Below are 24,835 nucleotides of genomic sequence, written 5' to 3' on the forward strand. Positions count from 1 at the left end.
GGCGGAAATGTCGCTGAGAAAGGTGCTCCTCGTCAAACCCTCGGGCCGGCACGGCCTCTCCTTCGCTTTCGACCTCATACCGACCGGGCTGGAGTACATGGCCGCTGCCATCGAGCACTCCGCGCGCGAGGTGACGATATTGGACCTCGAGATGGAGCGAAGGCCGTTCCAGGATGTCATGAGAGAGCAGTTGGACGATCTGGACCCCGACGCCGTGGGGATTTCCATGTCCGCCACCGACCACTGCGAGGGGCTGGTCATCGCCCGGATGGCCAAGTCAAAGGGGGCCATGACCATTCTGGGCGGATATCACCCCACCGCCATGCCGGACGAGCTGCTGTCATGTCCTGAGGTCGACGTCGTGGTCCGGGGAGAGGGGGAGCTCACGCTCAAGGAACTGGTCGTGAGGGGGCACGCCCGGGGCGTCCTCGGAACGTCCTACAAAGAGGGCCGCGACATCGTCCGCAATGCCGACCGCAGGCCCATCGAAGACCTTGACCTCCTCCCCTTCCCCGCGCGTCACCTCCGTAGGCACCAATATCGGGCCAGGGCCATGCCGGGTCGGGAGCATGATGTCCTGACCACATCCAGGGGATGCTTCGGCCAATGCACCTTCTGCTGCGAACCGTACATGAGCGGGGGCCGTCAGCGGTATCGTTCACCGCGGAACGTGGTGGATGAGATCCTGAACATGGTCTCCTTCCACCGCGGCCGCCCCCTCTCCGTAGAGGTCACCGACCCCAACTTCCTGGGACGGCCCGAACGCGTCGACCAGATCTGCGATCTCCTGGCACCCTATGAGCTGGATGTCCAGTTCGGTATAAAGGCCCGGGCTGATGCCGTGGCCGGCCACCCCGCCCTGATAAAGAAGATGATATCGGCAGGTTTCGAGAGGTTCGAGATGGGCATTGAAAGCCCCGACATGGAAGACATCCGGTCCGTCTCCAAGGGGATGAGCGCGAACGTGCACGCCCAGGCGGTAAAGAACATCAAGGCTTGGGGCGGCAACGCCGGCGGCACCTTTGTCATCGGCCTTCCGGGCCAGACCGAAGAGCAGATATTGACCTTTCCGGATTACGCAAAGAAGATCGGGCTGACCAGCGCGGCGTTCGGCATCGCTACCCCTTTTCCGGGAACAGGGTTCTACCGGGAAATGGAAAGGAAAGGGACCATTGCCGAGACGGACTGGGGCATCTACGACGAGATGCACTCGGTGTTCAAGCACGAACATGTCCCCAAGGAAAGGCTTGAGGAGCTGGCCTCGATATGCATGGCCCGCTACTGGACGGTGGACACTTTCTTGGAAAAGGAGAGGATGCGCGTTATCCGCTATGGGAGCAAACGTTCGCTGGCCGAGTTCATTGACGAAAAGGTGCAGGAGCTGGGGTTCTCCCTGGACATGGGCACGCAGCTGCAGGGAAGGGCCTTGGAGGGGCACGTGGAATCGATGTTGGCCGCATCCGCCGACCCCAGCGTGGAGAGATATACCGAGGATGTCCAGCTGCACGACCTCATCGAGATGACGATGTTCCTGAGGCTGCTGGGCCATCAGAACATACAGCTCACGGCTAGAAGGCGGGACGCCGGCTCGACCAGTTGGATCATGGAGGCCGCTCCGGGTGGTGTCGAGCGCATCAGGGCCATCCCGGGAAGGTCGGACCTCAGCACGATCGACCTCGAGGTCGATCTGGAGGATCTCAAGATCGCACGGGGGGAGGACCTTGACCTCATTGACAAGATCAGGATCGTGAAAAAGATCATGGCACCGAACCGGGGCCTCGAAAGGCGGTGGAACCTTACGCGGCTGCTGACCGCAATCGCCTTCGAGGGTTTTGGTTACCTGTCCTCGAACATGCTGTCCAGCGCGTCAAAGACGCTCAATGGCGCTCATTTATCCAGGGAGGCGGGCTCGAAGAGGATTCCATCACGACGCCGATCTCGTCGATTATCTTATTGATGTTCGCTTTCACCTTCTTCCATGCCTCGGGGAGCGAAATGGAGCGATACACGTACTTCAGGCGGTTCCCCTGCTCCACCGTCTTGGTGATGAGCCCCTCCTCATCGAGCCTCTTGATATGCTTCCGTATCGACCTTTCGGAAACGTCCAGCTGCTCTTCGATCTCCTTGATGGTAAGGGACGCGTTGAGTAGCAGGTTGTATAACTTGATCTCCATCGTCTCGAAGTTGAAGAACGACAAGACCAGGCTGAATGTCTCGATGGGGTCCTTTTTCATGCTCAAGGTCCTCTTTAGATCGTTGAAGTATAGCCCTTTTCCCACATCAACGATAATAGGCCTCCCTCTATTAAATTCATACGTAGGCAGAGAAGAATACTACGGTGGGCGACCTATCAGCCGCCGATCGAGATGGACGTGGGAGATATCCAGTTCTTGCGGATTTTTTCGATCATGCCTCGGCCCTTGAACACACCGCATCGTTAGCCCTGCTCACCCAGTTCCTATCGCCCTTCATAAGGTATTGTATGTCCAATTAATTTCATATATATATGCAATATTATGTGCATATAGTCTGGGGAGCCATGTCGAACGTTCAAACTCTCAATAACGATGGGCAAGAGGACGAGAGCCCTCGTGATCAAGGGCCGCCGCATCTTCGGGACAAGAAGCTACGGGAGCGAGAGGGGGCACGGGGTCGCCGGATAAGCTGGCTTACCGTTTCCGCCGGCCTCTTTTCGCTGTTCGCGCTATTCCTGATGAGGGACTATCCATCCTTCCTCGCCTGCTCGGTCCTCGCCGGCGCGATAGCCGCCATCTTGGACTATGTGGTTGAGCGCATCGGGATCACCAGAAGATTGTGGGACTACCCAGGGGAGCGAATGCCCATAGGCCAGGTCCCCCTGAGCGTGCCTCTTCTATTCTTCTTCTGCGGGATCATCGCCACGCTAATCGTCTTTCTATTGTATCAGCAACAGCTTGTATCTCTGGACCACCCCGCCCCCACCGTGCAGGTCGGACTGGTCCAGGCAGGCCTCGTCATCCTTGCGTGCTACTTCATCGTCCAATATGCGGTGGGCCGGGTCAGGTCGCTTACTTTCTGGGCCCTTCCCCTGAGCATCGCTCTATACCTCTTCTTTCCCGAGCCGATGTTGCTGGCGATAGCGGTCCTGACGGTGTATGTCGACTACTATCTGGAAAAGAGCCTGGTCAAGAGATCGAACATACGATACGAAGGGTACAACGACCAAACGGCCATCAACATAGCCCTGAGCTACTTCGCGACAACTCTCCTCCTGCTGGAAGTGGTGACGGCCCTGGCCGTCGTCCTGTAGGGGAAGACGTCCTCAGCGGAAGGACATCCTTTGTCTTTGCTGGTGCTTCCAGGTCCTGCTCCGTATCCCGTACGCGCGCGGCCACTTTTCCATTACCAGCCTCTCTGCCTTCGCCTGGATGGCGTGCTCGTAGAGGGCCACGGTCCTCATCGCGCACTGCTGGACCGAATACTCCTCCGCTTTCTGCCTTGCCCTGATCCCGATCTCCGGACCCGCGTTCAAGGCCGTCGCCGTGGCCACGGCCCAGCATTCAGGAGTCTCGTAAAAGGTGAACCCATTAACGCAGTCATCGATGATCTCCCCCACCGCCCGGTAGTTGATCCCGCTGACAGGCTTCCCCGTGGCCATCGCGTCAAGCAACGCCAGGCCCTGGGTCTCGAACTTCGATGCGATGGTGAAGGCGTCGCATGCGGAGTACAGCCCAGGGAGGTCGACGTCCGGGACGAACCCGGGGAAGCACGTGCTGTCATCGATCCCGAGGTCCCTAGCCGTGCCTTTTATGTGCGTTTCGGCGGGGCCTTTCCCGGCGATGACGAGCTTGGTCCCCTTATCGGCGGCATGCAGGAGCCGGAAGCCTCTCAGAACGAGGTCCAGGTTCTTCTCCCAGGCGATCCGGCCGACCGTAAGGACGACCTTGGCCTCATCGAGGCCCAGTTCCCTCCTCATCGCGGAACCGTCATTGAGGGGGCTGAACCTGTTCGTGTCCACGCCCGTGGGTATCACCTCAACGCGCCTCATGCCGGGCGCGAATTCGTTCAGCACCCCCTTGGTGGCGTTGGTGGGGGCGATGACGGCATCGGCCCTCTCCAGCAGCTCGCGCATGTAGAACCATAGGAGGTGCTCGGCCGTCCGGTCCGGGATCGGAGTGAAGTTGTAGTAGCGCACGGCTTCGGAGACCATCGTGTGGAAGGTCACTACGACCGGGATGCGAAGGTCTCTGGCCGCCAGCATGCTCCGGAGGCCCATGAACATCATGCCATGGGAGTGAACGACATCGACGCCCAGCTTTCTGAGCAGCGAGCAATTGTCGGCGGGGAAGATGGGCACATAATAGCCTGGGTAGGAAGCGAAGCTCTTCGATTTGAAGTAGTGCACGCCGTCCTCCCGATCCTTCCGGTCCGGGGGTTCGGGGGCAAGTATTATGACCTCATGGCCCAGCGCCTCAAGCCCTTTGCGGGTCAGCAATATCGAGCTCACCACCCCGTCCCTCGACGGAAGGTAGGTGTCCGTGAACATGGCGATCCTCATAAAGTTACCTCACGAATGCGGTGGCCCCCGCGAATTTTCGCCCGTCCACTTGCCGAAAGAGGTCCATGGTCCTCAAAACGTTCGTTCTCTTGATGCCCATCCAGCTCCTGGCTCCCTGATGGAAGATAATACATGGACATAATCATACGTATGTATTATTTTCTTCATAGCATCGATATAGACGTATAAAAAATGTCCGCCCCCCATAGTGTCCCCTGCCCGCAGCGAGGGGTGCCGGAAGAGGTTTACCTATTAGCAAGGAGAAGGATGTGGGGCCGGGACCGTGATTTGAACACGGGTATGCGGATATCCGCCAAAAGTGACTGCATCAGTTCATGCCTGCAGTCCGCCACATGGCCGCTCTGTCATCCCGGCGTCGCTGGATAATTTAAGTCCTTGTATATTTAGCTTCGTGTGACCAAAAGAAATCCAGATTTATAGAAGCTGAGCATAAAGATGCCAAAGGCCGCGAGGGCGATGTGCGTCCCCGGAGCAAAATATCGGCGTCCTGAGCGGACCGCGGCGTCGTCAGCAAGATTTATGAGCCGCCACCCCGTGCCGTGAGGCATGCTCCCAGGGCACTGCAAGGACGTCGCGGTCAAGGAGGTCGACTTCCCCCTGACCAAAACGAGCATAAATGCGGCCATCAAGGGCAAGAAGGCCTACACCAGGTGCGACCACTATGTCCTCAGGAACGGGGCCGATATGGCGGTGGTCCGGGTGGCCAAGGCTGATGGTATGGAGCTTTTCCGCCCCATCGTGGAGCATGAGGTCATCGCCCTTCCCCGGGACGTTGTTTTCATAGAGGACGACAGCGTCGACGTGATCAACCCCTCCATGATGGCGAGAGTGGCCAAGAAGCACCCCGGCAAGACCGTGGTGGTCCAGGGGCTGTTCGGCCATGTATCCTTCTTCAGCCCCCAGGAGCTGCTGGAGCTCAGCGTTCTCGACGTCATTCCTCCGTCCCCGTCCAAGCTTTCCGTTCTGGTCGAGAGGGCGCTGTCCTCAGGCATGGTGGACCTGCCCATAGTGCCCACGTTCGAGAATATCGACCTCTCCGAGCTGGCCAAGGGCGTCGCCACCGATGCGGTGGTGTTACCCTGCAAGGCCTCGGGATTGCGGTCGGACAGGAAGATGTTCTACCTGGACCAGGTTCCGGTGATCGACGCCGAGGCCACGCTGGTAGGGTGCGACCTCTCGGCGCGCATCTACCGCTCTCTGTACAATGAAAAGATCGAGCGCATCGAGATGTGCCCGCAGGAGCTGGCCCCCAAAGATGGCAGGAAGCGCCTGGTCAAGTGCTGCAAGGTCCGGGAGGGCTTCCAGATCAAAGGAGATTTGGCCGTGGTGCCTTGGGGGGCGACGGTGCAGGAAGTGGCGCAAGCCATCACTGCACTCTTTTCCCGCTGAGCTCGGACAGGTCCCTCGCTCGCGACATGGCCCTGAAGCCGTCCTCCGGCTTCCCCAGCTTGAACAGCACCTCCGCGGTGACGTACCATGCCTCGGCGTCGTCCTCGTGCTCGATGAGATGCTCTTCCAGTATCTTCAGGGCCACCTTGGTCCGTCCCGCGGCGATGTGTTCTCTGGCCCTCTGCGGCACGCTCTTGGAGCGCTCGATGTGATCGGACATGGCCGCCTGGGCCCCCTTGACCACATCATCCAAGGCGTACTTCGACAACCATGGGTAGCGGGCCTGGAGGGTCTGCCGGAACGCTTCCACCTCGGAGGGCACCAGCTCGGCAGTGCCCTGCCTGAACATCTTCCGGGGCACGTTGATCTCCAGGTTCCCGTGGAACATCTTGATGAAGTTGGGGTTGGACTGGGACCTGGCCGCGCTCTTCACGGCGGTTAAAATGAGGAGGGAATAGAAAATCGTTTTCCCGGCCCAAACGCTCTGTGACCATCTCGCAACCCCCGAGCATCGACGGGGAAGTTCCCACAACCCTGGGAGAAGGCGAGATATGTGGGGTCAATAAAAAAGAGCGCGAAATGGTTTGTTCGCGCCGTTTTAAGGCGCTTTAGGTTTTCTCGATTGGACGAAGACGAGAGCGATCGCCGCCAGCCCGGCGATCAGGCCTGCTGTTCCGAGGACAAGCGGCAGGGGATCGTTCTTGACATCGCCGAGCTCCTTCTCCGTGAGGCCCAGATCGTCTTGCGTTGCATTGCCCTCGTTCCAGGCCAGCCTCAGGTCGTGCTCCAGGTTCCGGATCCACGCCCTGGCGGACTCCAGCTGGGCCGTGACCTCGGCAAGCCGGGACCGCGCGTCCTCAAGGTCCTGCTGCGGCTGGTCGACGTAGGTGATGGTGACGGAACCGCTCGCCTCCAGGAACAAGGCCGTCGACCTCGCCTCGATGGTGTTCTCGCCTTCCGGCAGAGAGAGGACGATGGAGAAGGTGCCGTCGTCCTTGACGTTCACCAGGAAGCCGTTGACGTCCAGCCAGTATCCCGGGGCCGCGGTCCCTGTCACCAGCACGTTGGAGGTGTAGACCGTCGTTCCGTTCGCCGGCGAGGTTATTTCGACATCAAACGACGAAAGGGGAATCGCCAGTGGATACATGTCCTGGCTGTCGCCGTCGATCACGTAAGGCGAATCGACGATACCGTCCTTATCCAGGTCGGGCGAGGTCCAGCCGCCCCAGTAGTTGCCGTAGTACGGGTACGATGGGGAGGTCCAGGAGTTCGATCCGCCGTCACGTGCCTGAACGGAGTTGCTCATGAAAGTATTGCCGTAGATGTTGTTTGCGTATGGGGACGAGGAGTTGGGGACGAGGAGTCCAGGAATATGCCGTAGTTGTTCCCGCTGGCATTGTTGTTCGCTACGGTGTTGTTGCTCGCATAGAACAGGTATATGCCGTGTCCGCCGTTCCCGTCGGCAGTGTTGTCCTCGGCAATGGCATTCGTCACGTTGTAAAGGTACAGGCCCACCCCGTTCATCCAGGGATCGGATATATATTGGGCGCCGTGCAGGTAGCAGTCGCGTATCACGACATGCTTAGTGGTGTTACCGATGTAGATGGCGGCAGCAGGGCCGGCAGCGTCGATGTCCAGGTTCTCGATCACGTACGAATCTCCGGCCACCCCGTTGCCTTCCCAACCATTATCCGCTATGAGCTGCGAGAGCTCGGTATCGTTGTTGACGCGTATGGAATCGTGTTCAATGAGCGCTTCGTCCGCCTGCACCGTGGTGGACAATCCCGGCGACGCGAAGATCGTCGCGATCATGGCCATCGCCAGAAATATGCTTAGCCTTCTGTTCCGGTCATCCCTCATGTCGAATCCCTCTCTTTGAAAGACCTGTCGTCCAAATAAAAATTATAGGTACTTATAGAATTAAGCATGGGGGCGGTCAGCACGACGGCTGCGCTGAGACGGATAAGTGCAGGCGAGAGGTCCGGGATCTGATGCTCGAGCCTTGACCCAGTAGAATGGATCAGGAACGGCCTGCTGCCGACGCGCCCAGGGGGCCCTCAAGGAGAGGACATATAGCAAAATTGATGCCCCTTTACCTACGCTAGAGCATCGTGCACTCGATGACGAAAGCGGCCATGGCGGCCTTGGTGTTGTCCGCGTTCCTGCTCCTGGCGGTCCCGGCCCCGGCCTCTGCGGACTGGCAAGGCAGCGCGACGTTGGAGGACGGGCCGTTCCGCGTGGACGGAATGGAGAGGTTCGAGGTCACCGTGACCAACACCGGGACGGAGCCCATGGAGGTGACGGCCGTCTCGGCGACAGTGATGTGGCCCCATGCCACGTACTACCAGGTGTTCGAAGGCTCCGCCGTCGTTCAACCTGGCGAATCGAAGACATTTGCCAGCGAGCCGACGCGCATGCCCACCACCGATCCGAGGGCCTATCCTGTCTCCATCACGGTCACCGCACACGGCGCCGACGGCGCGGAGGTGGAGAAGCAGTTCTCCGGCACGGTGGAGTTATACGTGTTCAGCATCGATGTGGCGGGGATCCCGGAGGAGGTCCTCGTGCCCCTGGCCCTGGCCGGCGCCGTGCTCCTCATCACCCTCCTCCTGTTCAGGTTCGAGCGGGCCCCGGGCTGGCCGCCCTTCAGGTCGGTGCCAAGGTGGCGCCGGCGCTCATAGGTCCTGCCGCACGTATGCGTACACCGAGTACACGCAGAAGAATATCAGCAGCAGGAGACCGGGACCGGCCAGGACCGCGGTGTTGGTCACAATGCCGGCCGCGAAAATGACCAGCGACACTGCCGTCATCGCGAGGTTGAACTTCAGCTCGTACCTTCTCCACCACGGCCTCTTCGGCGCTTCCGATGCTTCCGTCATGATGACGGGGCGATATCAGTACCGCACTAATATTGAGTGGCATAGCTCGCAGCGGTATCCTTCCATGTAGCAGTAGCCGTACGCGTCCGGCTTGGATACCGTTTCCTTTCCGGGCGACTTCCTGCTCCTGTCCTTCACCCACTTCACCCCGCCCATGAAGCTCTCCGCTCTCAAAAGGCCCAGCTCCATCTCCATTCCGCATTCGGGACAGTTCATCGATTCCCCTCTTCGAACTCATCACCGCAGGGGTTTAAACACATGTTCACGTGAGTTCTTCCCGCAAAGATTATGCCCTGGCCCAGGCGGGCCGGCGGCATGGTCTGGCAAGGGCCGCGACAGGGCGAAGCACTGCCGACAAATGTTATATCTGGAACGTCCCTTAGCCCTGCCCATGGACAAGGTCGCGCTCAGCCCTCACAATCCCCGCATTAAGGATGCCAAGGTCATAGTGTACGACTCTACCTTGCGCGACGGCGAGCAGACCCCCGGGGTGGCGTTCTCCCGGGAGCAGAAGATCGAGATCGCCCGCCTGCTCGACGAGGCTAGGGTGCACCAGATAGAGGCCAGCTTCCCGGCGGTCTCGGAGAACGAGGCCCGGACGCTCAAGGAGCTATGCTCCCTCGGCCTGGACGCCGATATCCTCGCCCTGTCGAGAGTAATGAAAAGCGACATCGACGCGGCCGTGGACGCGGGAGTGGACCTGGTCCTTTTATTCGTGGGAACGTCCGACATCCACCTCAAGTACAAGATGAAGAAGACCCGGGAGGAGGTCATGGCCATGACAGTGGATGCCTTGGACTATTGCCGCTCCCGCGGCGTGCCCGCGTCGGTGAGCGCGGAGGACACCACCCGCACGGACCTTGATTTCCTGATGGAGTTCTACCGCACCGCCGAACAGAACGGGGCGGCAAGGGTCGGCGTGACCGATACTTTGGGCTGCGCCACTCCGGAAGCGATCGCCGCCATCGTCGAGCGCGCCAGGAAGGAGGTCAAGGTGCCTCTCGGACTTCACCTTCACAACGACTTCGGGCTCGCGTTGGCGAATGCGTTCGCCGGCGTGAAGGCCGGCGCCGCCGCGGTGACCACCACGGTGAACGGGATGGGGGAGAGGGCGGGGAACGTTCCCCTGGAGCAGTTCGCCACCGGCCTGAAGTACCTTTACGGGCTGGACATCGGCATCGACTGCACCAAGATGATGGGGCTGTCGGAGACAGTGTGCCGCCATTCCGGCCTGCACAAGGCCCGCAACCACCCGCTGGTCGGCAGCAATGTGTTCGCCCACGAGTCCGGCATCCACGTCGCCGCGATGCTGAACTGCCCCCTGACCTACGAATCCATACCGCCGGAGTCGGTCGGCAATGAGCGCCACATCATCATGGGCAAGAAGACCGGGGTGAACTACGTCAAGAAGAGGCTGGAGGACATGAAGGTCCAGGCCTCTGACGAGGAGGCCGCCGAGATCTGCCGCCGGGTGAAGGAGCTCGGGGAGAGGAACGGACGGGTGGGAGATCAGGAGTTCAAGGACATCGTGGACCAGGTCATCGTCAAAGCTTGACCTTCAGTCCGGCGTCGTCCCTCTTGCACTTCCCGAACTCGGACATCCTCTCCACCTCGTGCCCGAAGAACACCGGCCCGTCGGCGCAGACCCGCAGGCCATCGATGACGCAGGAGCCGCACAGCCCGGAGCCGCACTTCATCAGCCTCTCCAGGGACAGCTGGCACGGTACCTTCGCTTCCTGGCACGCCTTTAGCAGATAGTAGTTCATGACCTCGGGGCCGCACCCCAGGACCATATCGTACCGCTTCTCCCTTATCATTTGCGCTGCCACCGCGACTGAAGTGCACTTGACCCCGTAGCTGCCGTCGTCGGTGGTGATCCTGACGTCATCGGACACGCGCCTCGCGCGTTCCTCGAAGATGACCTCGCCCCGGTTCCGGGCGCCGATGACCACATCCACCCGGGAACGGTCGCTGATGCCTTCCGCCGCCGCGGCTATGGGGGCCATCCCGATGCCCCCGCCCACGCACAGCACGCGGCCTTCCTTGGGAAGCTGCCAGCCCCGGCCGTAGGGGCCGCGCACGCCGAGCCTGTCGCCGACCTTCAGGGAGGATAGCGCCTTGGTGGCCTCCCCGACCTCCTTGACGGTGATGCCCGCCATCGGCCCGGCGAAGGACAGGGACATCGGGATCTCGTCCACCCCAGGGATCCAGACCATGACGAATTGCCCCGGGGTGGAGGGGGCGGTGAACTTGAACCGGAGGGAGGTGATGATCGGCCCTTCCTTGACCACCTCTTCCACGGTGACGGCCTCACTGGCCATGGGCCACCCCCACCAGCTCGGCGATGGCATCGGCGCCGTCCTTCTCCATGAGCTCTTCGAGCTCGGAGCACACCGCCTTGAAAACTCCCAGTCCCCTCCGGCCGACCCCGCTGCCGATCTGCACCGAGGAGGCGCCGGCCATAATGTACTCCATGGCGTCCCGGCCCGTTTCCACGCCCCCCACGCCGACAATGGGGATCTCCACGGCCTCGTACAGGTCGTAGACGGCCCGCAACCCCACTGCCTTGATGGCCGGGCCGGACAGGCCCCCGAACTTGTTCTGCAGTACCGGCCGCCTCATCTCTACCGAGATGGCCATGGCCTTGACCGTGTTCACGGCCACGATGGCGTCCCCGCCCCCCGCCTCCACGGCCTTGCCGACCTCCACCAGGCGGTGGGTGTTGGGAGTGATCTTCGCCAGCACGGGTATGGTGACGGCCTCCTTGACCTGCCTGACGATCTCCCTGACGGCCTCGGGGTCCACCCCGATCTCCATACCGTATCCCTTGGCGTGAGGGCAGCTGAGGTTGAGCTCGACCGCGGCCGCGCCGTAGTCCTGCATCCTCGCTGATAGCGTAATAAAATCCTCGGGGATGGCAGCGAAAAGGCTTCCGATGATGGGCACGCCGCTCTTCTTTGCCTCGGCCATCTCCTCCTCGAAGGCATCGATGCCGGGGCCCGGCAGCCCCATGGCGTTGATGTAGCCGTACGGCAGCTCCACCAGGGTAGGGTTGGGGTAGCCTCTCCGGGGCTGGAGCCCCACGGACTTGGTCACTAGCGCGCCGGCGCCGGCCTCGGCCGCCTTGAGCAGCGAGCCCCCCGTCTCGCCCATGATGCCAGAGGCGAGCATGGTCGGATTGTCCATCCGCAGCCCGGCGAAGCGTACCTCTAATGAAGTCATGCTATCGTCGGCGATGTTCGAGCAGGGTGATAAGCCTTAGCACTACCGCTCACTAATGGCCAGTATGCAAACCAAAGACATGTGCCACCCTCCGCGTTCAGGGCAGTTTGACAAGAAAACCTGAATGCAAAGAGCGACCCCTGGATAGTACACTGTAAGGGCCTACGCGCGGAAAAATATAGTGGAGCGAGCTATCACGTAGTTAGGTTGAGCCGTATGATCTCAGATCGCGAGCTGTGTGCTGGAAGAGGCCGCGGCAAACGCTTGCTCACCAACGTTAGGCGCGGAAAGTTCGCTCGACTGGAGCGCCCTCTCAAGAAGGCCAGGGGCGTTCGTCAGCCCGTGGTGGGCAGGTTCGTCTGTCCGAGCAAGGCCAGGAATCTTGACATGAACTCCGTGCTTCAGGCTCCGCTCATCAGGAACCGAGAAGTCCTGGAAGAGCTGGCCAAGCATTAAATCCCTTCCTTTTTTATGCCGAATATGCCAAGTACAAGTTGGATGAGGTCTTGGTCACCCATACCACTCTGCTACACGTCGCAGGAGAGATAGAGTTCGACGGCCTCCTCAACCGGGCGATCTGGAGCTGGCGCCTGAAGCTCCATTGATGAGAATATATGAGCAGAGATCTATCCGGAAATCGTTGACAAGATCGGAGCGACGATGTACGAGATAGCAACCCTCTACCCCTTTGTCGAGGATAACAAGCGGACCGACTTCACCCTGACTGATATGCTCATGATCAAGAACGGAATGTACATCGACGCCACCAAGGATGAGAAGATCAAAGTATCTCTGAAAGTAGACCGGATGGATATGGATCGTGACGCCCTGATCCAGCGGATGGCAGTCCATTCTCATGAGATTATCCGCCTGAAGTAGGCTGACTATAGAATATGTCTATCGCCCAGTGCTCCCTGGCGTCCTCTCCCCACCCCATCAGCGTCCCCTGCTGCCCGGTCCGCTGCGGCCGATCTCCCGGCGCAGATCCACGCTTACCGCGGCATTCTTCTGAGCTCTTCCATTACCATCTCCAGCCGATGCTGGGGATCCCCGTCGTCGTGGTAGAGGACCTTTATGAGATCAACCTCGTTCATTGACATCACTTCACGCTCAATCCCGTCTTGCGGGCGATAGTCATCCCACCGCTTGAAGAACTGCAGCAGCTCCTCGGTGGTGATCTCGCGGACCTTGGACGGTCCGGGCACGATGCAGATGATTCTCCGGCCAGTCATCTCCTCCAGGAGCTTGGCGGGCTGGAACTCAAGGTACACGTACTCCCCCAGAAGGATCAGGCGTTTTCCCTCCAACCAGGAGATATCGTCGCTGGTGACGGCGAACAACCTGGGCACGTACATCGCCCTCTGGAGATACCATTCATAGCGTGCCATTATCATGGATCCATTGAATAAGATGCATGATATTAATATCCGCTAGTCGCCGTGGACCGGGGGCGGGGATTATTCGCGTTGCGGGGGGAGGCGGGTGAACATCTACAGCATCCAACACATCAAAGCAGGGTGAAAGTGACGCTCATATTATATCCCGTCGCGGCGATATCTCTCGCGGAGCGGGGGGCGATTCATCTCCAGTCCCCACCGGTTTTGAGGCCCCCCGCTCCTCGCATCTTATTGTTTCCTGCCCGCCGGGGCGTCCCCCCACCCCGCCAGCGTCCCCTGCTGTCCGGTCCGCTGCGGCCTGTCCAACCGGCGTCCGCATACAGAGCAGGTATAGCACATCTGGCCGGTCTCGCGGTCCGGGCCGTACGACAGCTTGGCATTGGGATGATCAGCGCACTTCATGCCTGCGGCGAGCGGGGAGGTTGGATAGATAGTTGTGCTTGGGATTCGCTGGCGATAGGTCCCCGAAAATGCCTCATGGATCGATCCATGCCACCAGCACTTCGCCGTAGGGCGCGCGAGTGCTGTCGCCGGTGAGCACGTGTCCGTCCAACGTCTCGATGCTCACCGTCAAAATGCCGAAGCCCTCATCGACCTTCTGGACAGCCGCCCCGGCATGCATGCTGTCGCTGTCCCGCTGTATGTTGTACGATGCCAGCCCGGTTCCCTTATATATGGCAGAATCGGCGCCGCCGAGTGAAGCGATCCAGCTGCCGTCGTAGTTGATGACCACCTTGACCTGCATGATCTTGCTGTCGCCCCCATCGGACAACGTGACCGTATCGATGGCACAAGCGGCGATGATGACCCAGGCTACCACCATCAATACAAGTGTAAGGATTGCCAAGCCTTTGGCTTTCCCCTTTGTAATATCCGGCTGCGTGTCGGTCATTGATGATGAAATAACTACTTGAATAAAAATAATTTATTGATTATGATGCCTGCAGAAATGCGCTGAGAAATAGATGCATATCCATTGGGTTCGCCGGGGAGACGTCGGCGATGCTGTTTTGTTATATATTCACAGGATGATGTCGGCGGCGGGGGCGACATGAGCGCGTCGAGAGAGGATCGGGCATGGCGGGCGGTGCTGGTCGTGGCGCTGGTAGTGATCGCGATACTGTCGGCCGCCATATGGCAGGACATCGCGCAGGCCAACGAGCCGATCGACGGGGACAACAAGAAGTACTCTCCCCAGACGCTCCCGGCTGGCTCCAACAGCAACAGCGCCTCCAAGGTCGAGGTCCACGAGCTGCGGGGGATCGAGGCCGGAGATACTTTCCCCGTCGACCTCACTGGGTACAACGTCCCGGAGGGGACGAAGCTCCTGGCCCTCAATGTCACGCTGACCAACAATCTCAGGGTCGACGACACGGTCTACAGCTTCCTGCTCATCACCGACGACGGGGGCAGGCACTACCGCACCATCCTGGAGCCGGACAACGTCCCCGCGACCATTGGGAGCAATAGGACCTCTGCAACGTTCTGGCTAGTATATGAGGTGGACGAGGATGCCACGGCCGCTCAGCTGGAGTACGCCAAGCCATCCTTTGAGATCCTTGTCCCACTGTGACCATGGCTTGTTGATCATCAAGGCCTCCGGATTTGAGAGCCCGCTCTCGGTAGATGCCTGCATCCCGGGCAGCTGCCGACCGAGGCAGCCGCTCGATGTCAGCACGTCCCTGCCGCCCAAGGCTCAAAGGTGCTCGGGTCCACCCCGGTCGCAATAGGGCTTAGCGCTTCACTGCTCCTCGGGAGGCTTGTCGCCTATCGTTATCGGGGTGGGGGTGTCGCAGAGGGCCTCGTCCTGCTCCAGCTCGTGGTCATGGTCGTCGTCGCCCTTCTTGGCGCCCGGGGGCAACGGTGGTTCCCTTCCCTGCTTCCGGAGATAGTCATGAATGGCCTCGTGCAGTGCGTCGGCCGCCAGGTTGGAGCAGTGCATCTTCTGCGGGGGCAGTCCGCCCAGCTCGCTCGCGACGTTCTGACGGGTTATCTTAAGCCCCTCCTGGATGGTCTTGCCCCTCGCCAGCTCGGTGACCATGCTGCTGGTGGCGATGGCCGCGCCGCAGCCGAAGGTCTTGAACTTGACATCGGTCAGAATGTCGTCCTTGACCTTGATGTAGATCCACATTAAGTCGCCACAGATCGGGTTCCCTACTTCGCCTATCCCGTCGGCGTCCGGTATCTCTCCTACATTGCGCGGGTTGGTGAAGTGGTCCATCACCTTCTCAGTGTACTGTGGGGACATTGTATTTCACCTCGTCAGACAGTGGGGACATCTTCCTCAGGTTCGCGATGATGGGCGGGAGGACCTTGATGAACTCCTCCGCCTCTTCCATCGTGTTGAATTTTGATAGGGACAGTCTCAGGGAGCCGTGGCACTGCTCGTGCCTCAGGCCCAGCGCTCTCAGCACGTGGGACGGCTCCAGGCTCTTCGTCGAGCAGGCGGAGCCAGTCGACGCCGCCACGCCCTTCATGTCGAGGTGCAGGATCATCCCCTCGCCCTCGATGTAATCGAAGCGGAAGTGAGCGTTGTTGCACAGCCTCTTGCCGCTCTCGGGCCTCGGCCCGTTCAGGTACGATCGCGGCACCGCGGCCAGCACACCCTCGATCAGGCGGTCCCTGATCTTGATCATCTTGGCCACGCTCTCGTCCATCTCGTTCATCCCGATCTCGATGGCTTTTCCCATTCCCACGATGCCGGGGACGTTCTCGGTGGACGACCTGAGCCCGCGCTCGTGCCCGCCGCCATACACTATGGGGCGGAGCTTAACCCCCTTGCGGAGGTAGAGGGCCCCCACGCCCTTGGGGCCGTGGAACTTATGGGCCGACAGAGCCATGAGGTCGATGCCCAGCGCGTCGACGTTGACCGGCATCTTGGTGATGGCCTGGACCGCGTCGGTGTGGAATATCGCGCCGCCCTCGTGGGCGACCGCGGCCAGCTCCTTGAGCGGCTGGACGGACCCAATCTCGTTGTTGGCGGCCATGATGCTGACCAGGGTGGTCTCCTTGGTCATGGCGTTCTTGAGGCTTTCGACGGGCAGAAGGCCCTCGCTGTCCGCTGGTATGTAGGTGACCTTGAATCCCTGCTTCTCCAGGAACTGGCAGGTGTGCAGTACCGCGTGGTGCTCCACCGCGGAGGTGATTATGTGCTTGCCTTTGGCCGCATTGGCATAGGCGGCCCCCTGCAGGGCAAGGTTGTCCGATTCCGTTCCCCCGGACGTGAATATGACGTCCCGGGGCTGGGAGCCGATGGCCTTGGCCACCTCCTCCCTGGCCGCTTCCATGCCGTCGTAGGCCTCATGGCCGAACGAATGCAGCGAGGAAGGGTTGCCGTACTTCTCCAAGAAGTAGGGCATCATGGCCTCGATCACCCGATCGTCGACCTTGGTAGTGGCGCTGTTGTCAAAGTAGATCCTGTCCATCAGTTCGCCTCAGAGCGCATATTTTCTTGCATTATTTTAAACTTCACGATTGTGAAACGATTTCTTGGAAGAGTAATGGCCCGCCGCGCGGGCGCACGATACATCCAATAGGCGCTTCAGAGCTTATAATTCATTGGGAGGGTCCGCTTTTTCCCGTTTTTCCCAAACCTGATATACGAGATAGCCGAATCCCAGGTCGTTCCCATGGATGCTGAGAGGCTGCGCGAGGACTTTCCCATATACTCGTCCCAGGATAGGGACATCATCTACCTGGACAACGCGTGCCAGACCTTCCGCCCCCGCCAGGTCATCGAGGCTATGAACAGCTATTATGCCGACTTCCCGGCCTGCGGCGGCCGCTCCGTCCACCGCCTCGCCACGCTGGTATCCCTTAAGCTGGACGAGGCCCGCGAGAAGGTGGCCGGATTCATAGGCTGCTCCGACCCCGACCGCATCGTGTTCACCAAGAACTGCACCGAGGCGCTGAACCTGGTGGCCAAGGGCTACCCGTTCAAGAAGGGCGACGCCGTACTCACCACCGACATGGAGCACAACAGCAACCACGTCCCCTGGCTCCAGATGTCCGAGCGCGCCGAGCTGAGGCATCGCTATGTCGCGACCCCGTCGTCCGGCATCTTCGACGTCCAGGCATACCGCGGCGCGCTGATGCCGGACGTCCGCATGGTCTCCATGGTCCACACCAACAATGTCACCGGGACCACCATCCCCGAGAAGGAGGTCATCGAGCTGGCGCACGAGCGCAACATCCCCGTGATGCTGGACGGCGCACAGTCGGTCCCGCACCGCAAGATCGACGTGGAGGCCCTGGATGTGGATCTGCTCACATTCTCCGTGCACAAGATGCTCGGCCCCGCCGGGGTGGGGGTGCTGTACGCCAAGGAGGGTATGCTGGAGAGGATCGAGCCGCTCATAGGGGGCGGGGGCGGCGTCGGAACCACGGACTACGGCAGCGCGGAGTTCCTTCCACCACCCGAAAAGTTCGAGTCCGGCCTCCAGAACTATTCCGGGATCATCGGCTCGGGGGCGGCGGTGCAGTACCTCGAGTCCATCGGCATGGACGAGGTCAGGGAGCACGAGGCCCGGCTGAACACCCTGGTGACTGACGGACTCAAGGACATCGAGCAGGTCAGCATCCTCAAGCCCCTGGACCCCCGCCTCCGCAGCGGGGTGTTCTCCTTCAACGTGCGGGGGATGAGCTCCCATGACGTGGCCATGATCATCGACGAGATGGCCAAGGTGCAGATGCGCTCCGGCATGCACTGCGTGCACCCGTTCTTCCTGTCCCGGAACATTGACGGGTGCGCTCGCGCCTCATTCTATGTCTACAACACCGAGGCGGAGTGCAAGAGGTTCGTGGAAGCGGTGAAGGAGATCGTGGACACCTTCTCGAGCTGAACCGTCACGAGCACTTTGCTGTCCACTATTCTGTTCTCCAGGCGCACGCTCTGCCCGTACCGCAGCTCCAGCGTTGCGGCGGCCTCGCCGTTGGAACACAAGAGCACGGGGGCGCTGCACTCCACCGCCGTCCTCTTCCCGTCGTGCATCGTCCATACCGAACCGTTGGCCACGATCAGGCTGTGCTCGGGGGTCGGCAGGAACCTCGACGCCTCGATCACCATGCTGGCTCCCTCCCCGCACCCCGGAAAACGCTCCAGGAGCTCGCCGAGCTCAGTGGCACCGTCGATCGCGGCCCGGTCCGTGCTGGAATCGTCCAGCGAGGCGAAGGAGGCCATGATGACCGCCATCACCGCCAACCCGCAAGCGGTCAGGGCCACCCGGGACCACAGGAACTCGATCACGCCGTCACCTCCATCAGGACCACCAGGCGGCTGTCGGAGCGGATGCAGGACAGCGTAACTTCGGTGATACCGGGACCGATGCTGATCTCGCCGCCCGGGGCGATGAGGTGCACCGGAGGATCGCTCATGTACTCGGTATGGAACACCGCGCCGTTGTACACGCAACGCACCCCTAAGGAGAATGAAATGCCTGTGGCACCGCCGACCTCGATCCGCCCGTCGCCGCGGGAGGCCGATGAGGATATCTCCACCGCCACGGTCCTGACGTTGCCCTCCCCGGCCACCAGGACCTCGGTGGCGGCTGCGGCAAGCTCCTCGGCGGAGGTCCGCATTGACGCCTTGGCCACCGATGCCTCGTAGCTGTCGAGGCTCCCTATCACGGCGGGGAGGGCGAGGGACACCATCAGGCTTATCAGCATCAGCTTCAGCGGAAGGCCTTCGATGCCCCTCTTGTTCCAATTCTTCATCCTTATCACTCAGAGACGACCGGTATGGTCAAGCTGTTGTCGCTGCCCATGCCGCTCTTGGTGGCGGTGACGGTGATGAACCCGACGGACTTACCGGTCTGCGAGGCCGTGAGCCCGGTGAAGGTCACCTTGCCCAGGCCGTCGGTGGTCCCATGCACCTGCTTGCCGTCCTTGAGCACGTTGCACCCGTCAAGCACCACGGTGGTGCCGGGCACGGCGTCCCCGTTCTGGTCCATGACCGTGATGGTCAGGCTCATGCCGGAGATGGTGTAGATCCCATCCTTGTCGCCATCGGCCAGCACTATCTCGGTCGGATTGGAATACACGGCGTCGATGGAGCTGGGGGCGCTCAGCCCGCCCATCCATCCCAATATCAGAGCGGTCCCCAGCCCCGCTATTACGACCATTATCATCAGCTGCAGGGGCAGTCCCTCGATCCCGGCCTTCTTGTCGTTCTTTATGCTCTTCTTGAACAGGCTCATGTTTCTCCCGGGGTCGGGGAGGGCCGGGTGGAGTATCAATGACCTGCGACTACAGTGAATATTCGGCCGGCTACGGGCTGTTGAGGACGATCTCTTCCAGGGTAGTATACTGGGGGCCACACCGGGTGAGCACGCTCTTCTTGAGCTGGATGCGGTCCACCCTCTGCTCGCCGAAGTCGTCTTCAGCGTGGTTCTCGATGATCTGCCGCAGGGTGGCATTGGACGTCTCCACCTTGGCCCGGGCGACCGTGAGATGGGGCGCGAACGCCCTGGCCTCTCGGGAGAAGCCCAGTTCGGTCAGGCTTTCGTCCAGCCTACCGGCCATGGTGGCCATGGGCAGAGCGTCGTTCATCCCCACCCAGATCACTCTGATCCTGGATCTGCCGGGGAACGAGCTGACGCCCTTGAACCTGATGGTGAAAGGGCCCACACCCTGGGCGGCGTCCCTCATGGCCTCGGCGAGGCGGGAGACCAGCTTCTCATCGGTGTCGCCCAGGAACTTCAAGGTCACATGGATCTGCCCCGGGTCCACCACCTTAAGCGTTGGGTCAGCGTTCTTCAGCTCGGCGGCGAAGTCCTCGATCCTCTGCTCCCTGGCGAGGTCAACGGAGATGAAGGCCCTGATGGTCATCCATGGAGCATCTGCTCCGGTGAGGCATCAAGCTATCGACCGCACGCCGTCACCTGTTCGCCATCGTGCTGGCCGGGACCCCGACTCGGGTCAGCTCGGCCTGGGTCTTCCGGTACTTGTCAGCGAGCTCGTTGATCTCTTCCTGGGTGAAGTGGCCCGCTATGGCCCCGAAGGTGATGTCCTCCTCCGACTCCATATGCCTCTGGAAGAGGTCCCGGAGGAGCTGCAGCTTGGCCGTCCAGTGCTCGTGATCAAGGCCCTTGTACAGCAGGTCGTTGAGCACCGCCCTGGCCATATAGTGGTCCTCCTCGTTGCGGAGCCCGATCGAACGGTACACGCCCTGCAGCTGCTCTATCGCCGGGTATATGGAGTGCTCTTCCGCGCTCATGTGCGTGAGCGCCCTGACGATCAGGTCCCCCATGGTATCGACCCGATCGGCGGGATCGCTGCCGATCAGGCGTTCCGTCGCTTTCATTATCTCCTTGTGCTCCTTGCGGATCATCTCGAACAGGTCCATCATCGGCCTCCTGACAGCGCCACACATGTCATTTCTGTCCCTAACGTACAAAATAATACCCCTGTCCGGCCGCCTCCGCAGGGCGCGCCGGGGACTGTTCGGGACGCCATGATGCAGTGCGGACGGCCCGCCCGCAACGGTAGTATATGGCCGTTGCGCGCACGCTCCCGGCGGACGGCGCCCGGGATCCGCCGCTCCGGCAACGGTTTCCGAGGCCAGGTCCATTTAATGGCGAAAGTCTAAATTATTATGGCTTGATTAACAACATTGCATGTTGTTCGATCTCATTATCATTGGGGCCGGGCCGGCAGGCCTCACCGCGGGCATCTACGCCAGGACCCGCAAGCTCAACACTCTCATCATCGACGCGACCGTTCCCGGGGGGCAGCTGGCGAGCCTGTACCCGGAAAAGGCCATCGAGAACTACCCTGGACTGGTCCAGACAGAAGCGGGGGCGCTGTCCGGCAACCTGGTCAACCACGCCAAGAGCATGGGGTGCGAGCTCCGGGAACACGAGAGGGCCCTGGGGATCGAGAACGCAGGAGATCATCTGAGGGTGAGGACGGAGAAGGGCACCCACGAGACCAAGGCAGTGATCCTGGCCATCGGGATGGGGCTGTTCAAGCCCAGGAAGCTGGGGGCCAAGGGCGAGACGGAGTTCGAGGGCAAGGGGGTATATTACAAGATGCCGGAGAAGGAGACCTTGCTCGGCAAGGACGTGATCTTCGTGGGCGGCGGCAACTCCGCACTGGAGATGGCCCTGCTCGCCTGCGACAACTCAGGCGCATGCGTCGTGCATCGCCGGGACCTGTTCCGGGCCGACGAGGCCATCGTGGAGAGGGTCCACAGCTCCAACATAGAGACGATGATGACCTCGGAGGTCGTGGAGATCAGGGGCAAGGACCGCGTGGAGAGCGTAGTGATAAAACAAGGCGACAAGCTCATCGAGCGGAAGGCCGACGCGGTGGTGGTCAACATCGGCACCGCCAACGAGCCCGAGGACATGACCAGGTGGGGGGTGGAAGCGGAGGGCGGCCTCATAAAGGTGGATACCGACATGTGCACCTCCCGCAAGGGGGTGTTCGCCTGCGGGGACGCGGTGGCTTACCGGGGCAAGTACAAGCAGATCGTGGTGGCCTGCGGGGAGGCCGCCATAGCGTCCAACAGCGCCTACAAGTTCATCAAGGAGCCGTACTGGGCGGAGACCCACAAATAAGGATTTTCAGGCATTGTACCCTCCGATGCGCCAGCGGAGGTACAGCACCACCGCGAAGACCAGGACCAGAGAGAACAGCAGGCCGAACAGGGAGGCCGACGAGCCCAGCCTGCCCTCGAAAAGCTCTCCGAACGAGGCGAACAGGTTGAACGATGCGTGCATGAGCACGGCGATGCCGAAGTAGGGCCACCAGCGCCCCCCGTAGACCTTGGCCCTTGCTACCCCGTACCCAGCGATGGAGGAGGCCGATGCGTGCATGAGGGTGGACGAGAAGCTCCTGACAATGGCCACGGCGAGGAACGCGGAGTACCCTCCCTGGAACAGGGCGGTGCTCTCGTACAGGAAGTTCTCGGTGGCGGCGAAGCCCAGGCCGCTGGCGGCCCCGAACACCAGGCCGTTGCGCGGCCTCCAGATATAGCGGGAGGAGAACCGTATCACCCCCAGCACCTTGGCGAGCTCCTCCACCAGGGGGGCGATGACGATGATCAGCAGGAACGTGGCGGTGCTGGGGTTCCGGACGAAGAACTCGTACTCCCGCAGGATAACGAAGTCCAGCAGGGTGGTGGCCACCAGCTCCAGGGCGGTGGCGAACACCGCCGCCACCACCGCCCCGAAGAGGTAGGTTGGGATTATGTGCTCCCACCGCTCCTTCCTCCCTCTCTCCCCGGAGCGGAGCCAAAGCAGCGCCAGCAGCGTCGGCACGAAGGCGGCGAAGAGCAGCACCAGAACTGCCGCCACGTTATCGAGGGGGGACATGCAGGCGTTATTTCAGGCCTGAAGGTATATGAACGTGCCCGGAGCAGGCCGGGGACATGATGAAAATCAAAGAAGGGTGGAGCGAAGCTCCAGTTGGGTGTGGTCCGACGGAACGTTCAGTCCATCGAGATGGCGGAATTGGGGCACTCGTCAACGCAAGCGCCGCAGTCAACGCAGTCCTTCTCGTTGATGACCGCGATGTCGTTCTCGATCTTGATGGCCGACTGGGGGCAAACGTCCTCGCAGGCTCCGCATCCAACGCACTCTTCGTTCTTTACTTTCACTGCCAAACTGAACACCTCGATTGTGGAAGTGCGAAACGAATGTTTGTATAAAAATCCTTTCACTGCGGCATCTACGTCCATCAATCAAAATAAAGAAAGAAAAGAGGTGAGGCGGGGGCGCCTCAAGAGAAGATATTGTACCTGAATTCGTAGCCCTCGGTCCTCACCAGGTTCGGCAGCTCCCCCCGGCCTATGAGCTGGAAGGCGTGGCGGATGACGGCCTCATAGAACTCGCAGTAGGGGCTCTTTCCGAAGATGGTGCCATTCTCGCTGTACACCTCCCCGGGGCACGGCGCCCCGCAGATGTTGCGCAGGGCGCAGGTGCCACAGGTAGGGATGTTCTCCGCCCAGCGGGACCGGACCAGAGAGAGGGCGGGGGACCTGACGGCCCTCTCCACCCCTCCGGCCTGGAACACGCTCTCGGTCCTGAAGTCCGCCAGGCCGAGGAATTCGCTGCACGGGTAGATGGAGCCGTCAGAGGCTACCGAGACAAAGCACCGCCCCCCGCCGCAGGGAGTGATGTCGCACATCAGCCTCCGGCCCATGGGGGCGATGATCCCCAGGACCAGGTTAGAGAAGTCGGCGATGGTGATCCTCTGCCCGCCCTTGGTCCTCTCCACCGCCCTCTCTACCGCGGCCATGAACTGGGGGATCAGCAGCTCGTTGGCCGGCCTGATCTTCCTCGCCACCTCTTGCGTTCCCCTCACCGGGTTCATCAATACAGAGGGCACTTTCCTGTCGGCGAGGAAGTCGATCATCTGAGGCAGCGTGCCCACGTTCATCGAGCTGATGGTGCAGATGACGCTCATCGCCTTGTAGCCATCGAGGCGCTCGATCACGTGGACGGCCTTATCGTAGGTCCCCCCGCTCCCTCCGCGCAGCGGCCGGATGCGGTCGTTGACCTCCTTTATCGGAGAGTCAAGGGACACTCCGACCGACACTTTGTGGTCCATGAAGAAGTCGCAGGTACCGTCATCGAGGTGAAAGCCGTTGGTCTGGACCCCGAAGGCGAAGCGGTCGGAGTAGTCGAGAACCACCTGCTTCAGGACGTCCTTCACCAAGAGCGGCTCGCTGCCGTGGAAGATGATCACCGGGCGCTTGCCGTCGCGGTTGCGCATCACCGAGCCGGGATAGTTCTCGAAGAAGTCGTGGAGATTGTCCAGGGCCAGGGACACCTGGGCATAGGTCATGTGCGGCCCCGCCGCCCTGAGGTCGTCGGGGAGATAGCAGTACTTGCAGCTGGCGTTGCACATGCCGGTAGGATTGAAGTACACCGCGCTGAAGCGCTCCGATTCACGGAACTCGCGAAGCTCCTTGCGCATGCTCTCGGCGTGCTCGCTGTACATAGGGAGGATCTCGTTCTGCAGGGACGAACTTAGGTCCCGGTCCTTGGAGACCATCGCCCAGAACATGGTGTCGGGGTCCAACAGGGCGTACCATTGCCCTACATCTATGAGCTGGAGATGCGGCCCTTGGCCGGAGTTCAGCCCGAACGGGATCACAGAGCTTGCGCTGGGTTGGGGATTTTCTGACATCATCAAATATCACACCTTTGAGGAAAAGGTTTGGGGAAAGGGGTTTAGAAGGGCAGTTCGCCCGCACCGTCGTAGATGATGTAGTGCGAGAGCCCGTTTCCGTCCACCTTGCACTCCATCCTACACATCACAACGCTCATTTTTTCACACGCTCCTCAGTTGGATGATACATCCAACTAACACGGAAACTAAAATCCCGACTATATAACCATTACTGCATGTAAATTACAGTTGGATGTATGCTCCAACCAATCTGG

The 24,835-nt window shown here is 60.8% G+C and carries 32 protein-coding genes and 1 tRNA gene; 10 read left to right on the forward strand and 23 right to left on the reverse strand.

The window, feature by feature from the left end; translation table 11 throughout:
* Positions 1-7: 7 nt before the first annotated feature.
* Positions 8-1,957: a B12-binding domain-containing radical SAM protein gene (locus WYS_RS05345; protein WP_019177138.1), complete on the forward strand. Its 1,950-nt coding sequence runs from the start codon at positions 8-10 to the stop codon at positions 1,955-1,957.
* Here WYS_RS05345 and WYS_RS05350 read toward each other — a convergent pair.
* Positions 1,878-2,279, reverse strand: coding sequence for a helix-turn-helix domain-containing protein (locus WYS_RS05350; protein ID WP_019177139.1), 402 nt, complete (start codon positions 2,277-2,279; stop codon positions 1,878-1,880). The two genes, WYS_RS05345 and WYS_RS05350, sit on opposite strands and share 80 nt — an antisense overlap.
* 260 nt (positions 2,280-2,539) lie before the next feature.
* Between WYS_RS05350 and WYS_RS05355 the strand changes: the two genes are divergently transcribed.
* Positions 2,540-3,289, forward strand: a complete 750-nt coding sequence (locus tag WYS_RS05355) for a hypothetical protein (protein WP_019177140.1) — start codon at positions 2,540-2,542, stop codon at positions 3,287-3,289.
* 12 nt (positions 3,290-3,301) lie between these two features.
* Here the strand turns inward: WYS_RS05355 and WYS_RS05360 are convergent, their stop codons facing one another.
* Positions 3,302-4,537, reverse strand: coding sequence for a glycosyltransferase (locus tag WYS_RS05360; protein ID WP_019177141.1), 1,236 nt, complete (start codon positions 4,535-4,537; stop codon positions 3,302-3,304).
* Between the two features lie 270 nt (positions 4,538-4,807).
* Positions 4,808-4,912, reverse strand: a tRNA-Cys gene (locus tag WYS_RS05370).
* A 192-nt stretch (positions 4,913-5,104) separates the two neighbouring features.
* Here WYS_RS05370 and WYS_RS05375 point away from each other — a divergent pair.
* The gene (locus WYS_RS05375; RefSeq protein ID WP_019177143.1) at positions 5,105-5,947 is read left to right on the forward strand and encodes a DUF7714 family protein; all 843 of its coding nucleotides are present in this window, start codon (positions 5,105-5,107) and stop codon (positions 5,945-5,947) included.
* Here the strand turns inward: WYS_RS05375 and WYS_RS05380 are convergent.
* From WYS_RS05380 to WYS_RS05390, 3 genes are all read right to left on the reverse strand, one after another.
* Positions 5,925-6,380 (reverse strand): hypothetical protein, encoded by a 456-nt coding sequence (locus tag WYS_RS05380; RefSeq protein WP_019177144.1) that lies wholly within the window; start codon positions 6,378-6,380, stop codon positions 5,925-5,927. The genes WYS_RS05375 and WYS_RS05380 overlap by 23 nt on opposite strands.
* 165 nt (positions 6,381-6,545) lie before the next feature.
* Positions 6,546-7,253: a hypothetical protein gene (locus WYS_RS05385; RefSeq protein ID WP_026068841.1), complete on the reverse strand. Its 708-nt coding sequence runs from the start codon at positions 7,251-7,253 to the stop codon at positions 6,546-6,548.
* The gene (locus tag WYS_RS05390; protein ID WP_026068842.1) at positions 7,250-7,807 is read right to left on the reverse strand and encodes a right-handed parallel beta-helix repeat-containing protein; all 558 of its coding nucleotides are present in this window, start codon (positions 7,805-7,807) and stop codon (positions 7,250-7,252) included. The genes WYS_RS05385 and WYS_RS05390 overlap by 4 nt, the downstream gene beginning before the upstream one ends.
* Positions 7,808-8,067: 260 nt before the next feature.
* On the opposite strand from WYS_RS05390, the gene WYS_RS05395 reads away from it, so the two are divergent.
* Complete coding sequence (locus WYS_RS05395; RefSeq protein ID WP_019177145.1) at positions 8,068-8,628, forward strand: hypothetical protein; 561 nt, start codon at positions 8,068-8,070, stop codon at positions 8,626-8,628.
* On the opposite strand, the gene WYS_RS05400 is transcribed toward WYS_RS05395, so the two are convergent.
* Both WYS_RS05400 and WYS_RS15945 read right to left on the reverse strand, forming a co-directional pair.
* Positions 8,623-8,826, reverse strand: coding sequence for a hypothetical protein (locus WYS_RS05400; protein WP_019177146.1), 204 nt, complete (start codon positions 8,824-8,826; stop codon positions 8,623-8,625). The two genes, WYS_RS05395 and WYS_RS05400, sit on opposite strands and share 6 nt — an antisense overlap.
* A 15-nt stretch (positions 8,827-8,841) precedes the next feature.
* Positions 8,842-9,042 carry a PF20097 family protein gene (locus tag WYS_RS15945; RefSeq protein ID WP_026068843.1) on the reverse strand — a complete coding sequence of 67 codons (201 nt, stop codon included), beginning with the start codon at positions 9,040-9,042 and terminating at the stop codon, positions 8,842-8,844.
* A gap of 175 nt (positions 9,043-9,217) precedes the next feature.
* Between WYS_RS15945 and WYS_RS05410 the strand changes: the two genes are divergently transcribed.
* The gene (locus WYS_RS05410; RefSeq protein ID WP_019177148.1) at positions 9,218-10,381 is read left to right on the forward strand and encodes a homocitrate synthase/isopropylmalate synthase family protein; all 1,164 of its coding nucleotides are present in this window, start codon (positions 9,218-9,220) and stop codon (positions 10,379-10,381) included.
* Here the strand turns inward: WYS_RS05410 and WYS_RS05415 are convergent.
* Both WYS_RS05415 and WYS_RS05420 read right to left on the reverse strand, forming a co-directional pair.
* Positions 10,371-11,147 carry a dihydroorotate dehydrogenase electron transfer subunit gene (locus WYS_RS05415; RefSeq protein WP_019177149.1) on the reverse strand — a complete coding sequence of 259 codons (777 nt, stop codon included), beginning with the start codon at positions 11,145-11,147 and terminating at the stop codon, positions 10,371-10,373. The genes WYS_RS05410 and WYS_RS05415 overlap by 11 nt on opposite strands.
* The gene (locus WYS_RS05420) at positions 11,137-12,048 is read right to left on the reverse strand and encodes a dihydroorotate dehydrogenase (protein ID WP_049796252.1); all 912 of its coding nucleotides are present in this window, start codon (positions 12,046-12,048) and stop codon (positions 11,137-11,139) included. Before WYS_RS05420 ends, WYS_RS05415 begins: the two co-directional genes overlap by 11 nt.
* A 264-nt stretch (positions 12,049-12,312) precedes the next feature.
* Between WYS_RS05420 and WYS_RS15950 the strand changes: the two genes are divergently transcribed.
* Together WYS_RS15950 and WYS_RS05435 are read left to right on the forward strand one after the other, a co-directional pair.
* Entirely contained in the window at positions 12,313-12,504 is a 192-nt protein-coding gene (locus tag WYS_RS15950) for a hypothetical protein (RefSeq protein ID WP_147654449.1), read from the forward strand.
* A 204-nt stretch (positions 12,505-12,708) separates the two neighbouring features.
* A complete protein-coding gene (locus tag WYS_RS05435; protein ID WP_019177153.1) occupies positions 12,709-12,927 on the forward strand; it encodes a hypothetical protein in 219 nt (72 codons plus the stop codon).
* A 113-nt stretch (positions 12,928-13,040) separates the two neighbouring features.
* Here WYS_RS05435 and WYS_RS05440 read toward each other — a convergent pair whose 3' ends face one another.
* The 3 genes from WYS_RS05440 to WYS_RS05450 all read right to left on the reverse strand — a co-directional run bounded on the left by WYS_RS05440 (position 13,041) and on the right by WYS_RS05450 (position 14,268).
* Positions 13,041-13,436, reverse strand: a complete 396-nt coding sequence (locus WYS_RS05440; protein ID WP_147654450.1) for a hypothetical protein — start codon at positions 13,434-13,436, stop codon at positions 13,041-13,043.
* Between the two features lie 237 nt (positions 13,437-13,673).
* Complete coding sequence (locus WYS_RS15955; RefSeq protein WP_155897734.1) at positions 13,674-13,847, reverse strand: hypothetical protein; 174 nt, start codon at positions 13,845-13,847, stop codon at positions 13,674-13,676.
* A 73-nt stretch (positions 13,848-13,920) separates the two neighbouring features.
* On the reverse strand, positions 13,921-14,268 hold the full coding sequence (locus WYS_RS05450) for a hypothetical protein (protein ID WP_147654451.1): 348 nt from the start codon (positions 14,266-14,268) through the stop codon (positions 13,921-13,923).
* Positions 14,269-14,496: 228 nt separating this feature from the next.
* Between WYS_RS05450 and WYS_RS05455 the strand changes: the two genes are divergently transcribed.
* Positions 14,497-15,018, forward strand: a complete 522-nt coding sequence (locus WYS_RS05455; protein ID WP_019177156.1) for a hypothetical protein — start codon at positions 14,497-14,499, stop codon at positions 15,016-15,018.
* A gap of 168 nt (positions 15,019-15,186) precedes the next feature.
* Here the strand turns inward: WYS_RS05455 and nifU are convergent, their stop codons facing one another.
* Both nifU and nifS read right to left on the reverse strand, forming a co-directional pair.
* Positions 15,187-15,693 (reverse strand): Fe-S cluster assembly scaffold protein NifU, encoded by a 507-nt coding sequence (gene nifU, locus WYS_RS05460; protein WP_019177157.1) that lies wholly within the window; start codon positions 15,691-15,693, stop codon positions 15,187-15,189.
* Positions 15,674-16,870 carry a cysteine desulfurase NifS gene (gene nifS, locus WYS_RS05465; protein WP_019177158.1) on the reverse strand — a complete coding sequence of 399 codons (1,197 nt, stop codon included), beginning with the start codon at positions 16,868-16,870 and terminating at the stop codon, positions 15,674-15,676. Before nifS ends, nifU begins: the two co-directional genes overlap by 20 nt.
* A gap of 204 nt (positions 16,871-17,074) precedes the next feature.
* Here nifS and WYS_RS05470 point away from each other — a divergent pair, with 204 nt between their 5' ends.
* Positions 17,075-18,286 (forward strand): aminotransferase class V-fold PLP-dependent enzyme, encoded by a 1,212-nt coding sequence (locus WYS_RS05470; RefSeq protein WP_019177159.1) that lies wholly within the window; start codon positions 17,075-17,077, stop codon positions 18,284-18,286.
* Here the strand turns inward: WYS_RS05470 and WYS_RS05475 are convergent.
* The 5 genes from WYS_RS05475 to WYS_RS05495 all read right to left on the reverse strand — a co-directional run bounded on the left by WYS_RS05475 (position 18,214) and on the right by WYS_RS05495 (position 20,814).
* A complete protein-coding gene (locus tag WYS_RS05475) occupies positions 18,214-18,690 on the reverse strand; it encodes a hypothetical protein (RefSeq protein ID WP_019177160.1) in 477 nt (158 codons plus the stop codon). The two genes, WYS_RS05470 and WYS_RS05475, sit on opposite strands and share 73 nt — an antisense overlap.
* A complete protein-coding gene (locus WYS_RS05480) occupies positions 18,687-19,157 on the reverse strand; it encodes a hypothetical protein (RefSeq protein ID WP_026068844.1) in 471 nt (156 codons plus the stop codon). Before WYS_RS05480 ends, WYS_RS05475 begins: the two co-directional genes overlap by 4 nt.
* A gap of 5 nt (positions 19,158-19,162) precedes the next feature.
* Positions 19,163-19,639, reverse strand: coding sequence for a hypothetical protein (locus tag WYS_RS05485; RefSeq protein ID WP_147654452.1), 477 nt, complete (start codon positions 19,637-19,639; stop codon positions 19,163-19,165).
* A 70-nt stretch (positions 19,640-19,709) separates the two neighbouring features.
* Entirely contained in the window at positions 19,710-20,270 is a 561-nt protein-coding gene (gene thpR, locus WYS_RS14495; RefSeq protein ID WP_019177163.1) for an RNA 2',3'-cyclic phosphodiesterase, read from the reverse strand.
* Between the two features lie 49 nt (positions 20,271-20,319).
* Entirely contained in the window at positions 20,320-20,814 is a 495-nt protein-coding gene (locus WYS_RS05495) for a hemerythrin domain-containing protein (protein ID WP_162137703.1), read from the reverse strand.
* Between the two features lie 244 nt (positions 20,815-21,058).
* On the opposite strand from WYS_RS05495, the gene WYS_RS05500 reads away from it, so the two are divergent.
* Positions 21,059-22,003: an NAD(P)/FAD-dependent oxidoreductase gene (locus WYS_RS05500; protein WP_019177165.1), complete on the forward strand. Its 945-nt coding sequence runs from the start codon at positions 21,059-21,061 to the stop codon at positions 22,001-22,003.
* A gap of 6 nt (positions 22,004-22,009) precedes the next feature.
* Here WYS_RS05500 and WYS_RS05505 read toward each other — a convergent pair whose 3' ends face one another.
* From WYS_RS05505 to cbpB, 3 genes are all read right to left on the reverse strand, one after another.
* Complete coding sequence (locus WYS_RS05505) at positions 22,010-22,759, reverse strand: PrsW family intramembrane metalloprotease (protein ID WP_019177166.1); 750 nt, start codon at positions 22,757-22,759, stop codon at positions 22,010-22,012.
* A gap of 116 nt (positions 22,760-22,875) precedes the next feature.
* A complete protein-coding gene (locus WYS_RS05510; protein WP_019177167.1) occupies positions 22,876-23,049 on the reverse strand; it encodes a DUF362 domain-containing protein in 174 nt (57 codons plus the stop codon).
* A gap of 116 nt (positions 23,050-23,165) precedes the next feature.
* Positions 23,166-24,545 carry a peptide-modifying radical SAM enzyme CbpB gene (gene cbpB / locus WYS_RS14500; protein ID WP_019177168.1) on the reverse strand — a complete coding sequence of 460 codons (1,380 nt, stop codon included), beginning with the start codon at positions 24,543-24,545 and terminating at the stop codon, positions 23,166-23,168.
* Positions 24,546-24,835 lie beyond the last annotated feature (290 nt).

It is taken from the genome of Methanomassiliicoccus luminyensis B10, assembly GCF_000308215.1.
Lineage (GTDB): Archaea > Thermoplasmatota > Thermoplasmata > Methanomassiliicoccales > Methanomassiliicoccaceae > Methanomassiliicoccus > Methanomassiliicoccus luminyensis.